At 40.1% G+C, this 3,534-nt stretch carries 2 protein-coding genes; both read left to right on the plus strand.

What is annotated here, in order from left to right; translation table 11 throughout:
- On the plus strand, positions 1–231 hold a 231-nt coding region (locus LUQ50_RS12165; protein ID WP_300040105.1), incomplete at its 5' end, for an FUSC family protein.
- 498 nt (positions 232–729) lie between these two features.
- The gene (locus tag LUQ50_RS12170; protein WP_300040106.1) at positions 730–2,916 is read left to right on the plus strand and encodes a PAN domain-containing protein; all 2,187 of its coding nucleotides are present in this window, start codon (positions 730–732) and stop codon (positions 2,914–2,916) included.
- Positions 2,917–3,534: the final 618 nt, after the last annotated feature.

Genomic DNA, 3,534 nt, shown 5'->3' on the forward strand with positions numbered 1-3,534 from the left:
AGTATTCTCGCAGGATTACGTCCCCTATTAAAAGTGCGAAATTATACATTGTATTCCATGGTGATGACACCCCTTGTTATCATTCTGCTTGAATTTGGTGACCCGATATCCTCATCAGTATTGTTCGATCGTCTCATCGACACCATGATCGGGGTAATTGTTGCCGTATCTCTCGGATATCTAATGTGGCTACATCCCAGCATATCGTCACTTACCGGAGATAAGTCATGAATTAAAGTGACCGAGGATTTTTTAATAATTATTGAGAAAAAGGGAAAGGTATCCCTTTTAGTATGGTTCAGTTCCTTTTTCAAAAACCTATGACTACAAAACAACGAGCAATCACAGTACGCAAACGTTCTGGATTATTCCAGAACCTTTGCATCATACGATAAACAACTGCTTACATTTTTACAAATTAAAACGTAATTATCTTTTTTTCTAAGCCGATAAATATATGCCACCCCTGTTTTTATCGGGACATTATATATATGGGTGATTAATAGAGAAAAAAGGCGATTTAACTTGAGCGGATTTTATTGGTAAGTACCAATGAAAAACCGATTATTTTTTAAAACGATTGACGAAAATGTATTATATACCGTAGTGTTCCTATGCAAAAATATGGGGACAATCGGGTACGTATTCATTCCGAAAGGAAGAGAGAAGAAGGGATCATCTCGTATCAGAAAACCAATTAATCAATTTGCTTTTGTATGGATTGAAATATTGGCTTTTTTACTGGTTATTCCCTGGGGAGTTCTGGGTTCTGATACCTATACTGTTGAAGATAATACAGACAGACTCGGAATGGATATGAGTCATTACGTGATGAATCCTGGAGATACCTGTGATGTCTGTGCAGAATCCTGTTTAGATAACACGGATTGCATGGCTTATACCTATGTGAAAGCCGGAGTTCAGGATCAAAATCCCGTATGCTGGTTGAAAAAAGGTGTTCCAGATCCTGCATCTGATTCCTGTTGTATCTCCGGAGTTCGTACATCATCTGATTCCTCTGGAATGATGGGAAATATCTCGGGGAATAGTTCGATCCTGCGTCCATACGCGATTTTACCAAGAGATTCTATTCCTTTTGACCGGGTCAATGAATCCATTCCGATAAACACAATCCCCATAGTTCCCATAGTAACTATTATTCCCTGGGATAATGTATCACCATTTATGACTCCGGCTCCGTCTGACCAGATTATCATCAATTTTGATGACATACCAAGTACTGGTCCGGGAGAAGGGAATCAACAAATGGTTTCTAATCAATATGCCGATAAAGGAATCACTTTCAGTTATCCCTACCCCTTAGTTTTTAATTATCTGAGTGGACCGAATCCTTCGAAATACCAGGGGTTTACTCATTCGGGATTGATGGCTATTGAGCAGTGTTACGGCAAAGAATTCTGTAAAATACCAATTGTAATGAATTTTACTACCGGACAAAAGACGGTGAAAGCCTGGGTGGGTTACTCCAGCAATCTTGCAAAGATGAAGATTGTAATAATGAGAGCATACGATTCGTCAGGTAAATTGATACAACAGTACAACGCAACTCTCCAACCGAATACCGTACCGACACGCATTACTATTCCCCTGGAAGTTTCTTCTGATAGCGGAGATATCTTCAGCGTTACTCTCCAGCTCACCGATGCAAATGGCGGAACATGGACGACTAATAATCTGGCTGTTGATGATATCGAATTTAATTCAACAGGTCCGGCACCGGTATGTGAAGATACACAAGTACCATATGTTGGTATTACACAACCAAAAACGGGAATTATTGTACGGAATAATAAATTTGATCTGCGGGGAATAATATCTACAACAGCTCCGCTTTTAACTGCTTATCTATTTATCTCCGGATCAGAAGGTAACAAATCGTTGAATCTCCTCAGTGATGGAACTGTTTCTTCAAATGGAGGTGAGTTCAATCTTTATGGTATTACCGATATGTTGACTCCAGGTTCCAATACGGTTACCATCAGTACTCAAAATTGCCTGGGAGAAAGTAATGATAATATAACCGTACTATTCAACGAGTGTAATAATGTAACCCTGCCATTTGTGGATATTATTCATCCCAATCCTTCTGAGCCTGAAATCACGATTCGATCAGATGATACTGATGAAGTCCTTAATGGGACCATCAGTTCCCCGTCAAGTATTACCGGAGTTCAGGTTAACGTGATTTCAGGTCTTCCGGCAGGTGGAATGAGATCATTCTCTATTTCTACCGATGGAAACGGATTCTTTTCAATTCCACTCAACAGTACCAATCTGTTTAATGGTCCAAATACCATCCACGTATCTGCAGTGAATAGCGACGGATGTTCAGGAGAAGCCATCACCCAGGTAACCTTCGAGAAAACAGTATTAAAACGCATAGCAGGAGACACCTTCCTTCAATTTACCCTAGGTGACCCTCAAGATACCCATATTCCGGATAACGGATGGGAATACATATCACACGATCCTGGATGTGGCATACATGGAAATGATGGAGTGGATACCTTCTTCTCCTCTAAAAAGCCCCTTCCATTTTGGTGTGATTTAAAAGAGATTCAATTCATCCGGTTCCAACCAGATGATGTAAATCCGAATACTATTATCGGGTATGATTTTACCGAAACGGGGAGATATGGCGTGGGTTATAATATCCGGGGCATCACCCTGGCTCAATCTCTTGTCGATGTTGAATGGCATAATACCTGCTGGAATGTATATGGGGGCAAAGATTTGAATTATGCAATAAGTTTCATCGTTTCGATCCCCGAGATGATGACCGGAGATGATCTTGGAGAACCATTGTATGATCCTTCTGCAACCAATCCGGATTTACATCCTGGGATTATAAAGCCACCTGATGGCTATTATCTCCTAAATAAATTTAATTCGTGAATACCGGGAGATCATCGATAAAAAAGGGAGAAGACACGAGAGGTATCGGGTTGGTAACCCGATCATCGGGTAACATATTACTTTTTAAATAATCAACGTGAAACGGAGAGTATCTCCAGAGATGCAATCAATAAACGCTTCATAGCGGTAAGCAAACGTTCCGGATTATTCCAGAACGCTTTGGATTATACTATAACTCACTCATTTGAAAAGACGAAAAGCCAAAAAAGGTATCCTCTCTATCAATAGCGAAGTGTGGATTGGCAAATTTCGGATACCTCTCTTCCCGACATACTCCTTTGGATGTGTACACCCCTCGATGCAGGATAGGGTATCATTGCAGATGAAAAAAGACCTTTTTGCAGGAGAATTGTATGCTATGTTCTTTATTGCATAATTTTTATAAAACTCATGAGGAGAGATTGTTATATCCTTGGATGATAACTTTGCACTGAGGACTGGTCAAAATTGAGGTGGCAGCCCGGATCACTTTTAGAGGAGCAAACAGGTTGTACAATTCATCAATACCCTACCGATCTAAAACGAAACCCCTGAATACTTATAAGTACAGTAGAATTTATGAATCATACCGTTCTCCTGGGATTCATTGGTTCACTC

This window comes from Methanospirillum sp., assembly GCF_028679455.1.
In the GTDB taxonomy this organism is placed as follows: Archaea; Halobacteriota; Methanomicrobia; order Methanomicrobiales; family Methanospirillaceae; genus Methanospirillum.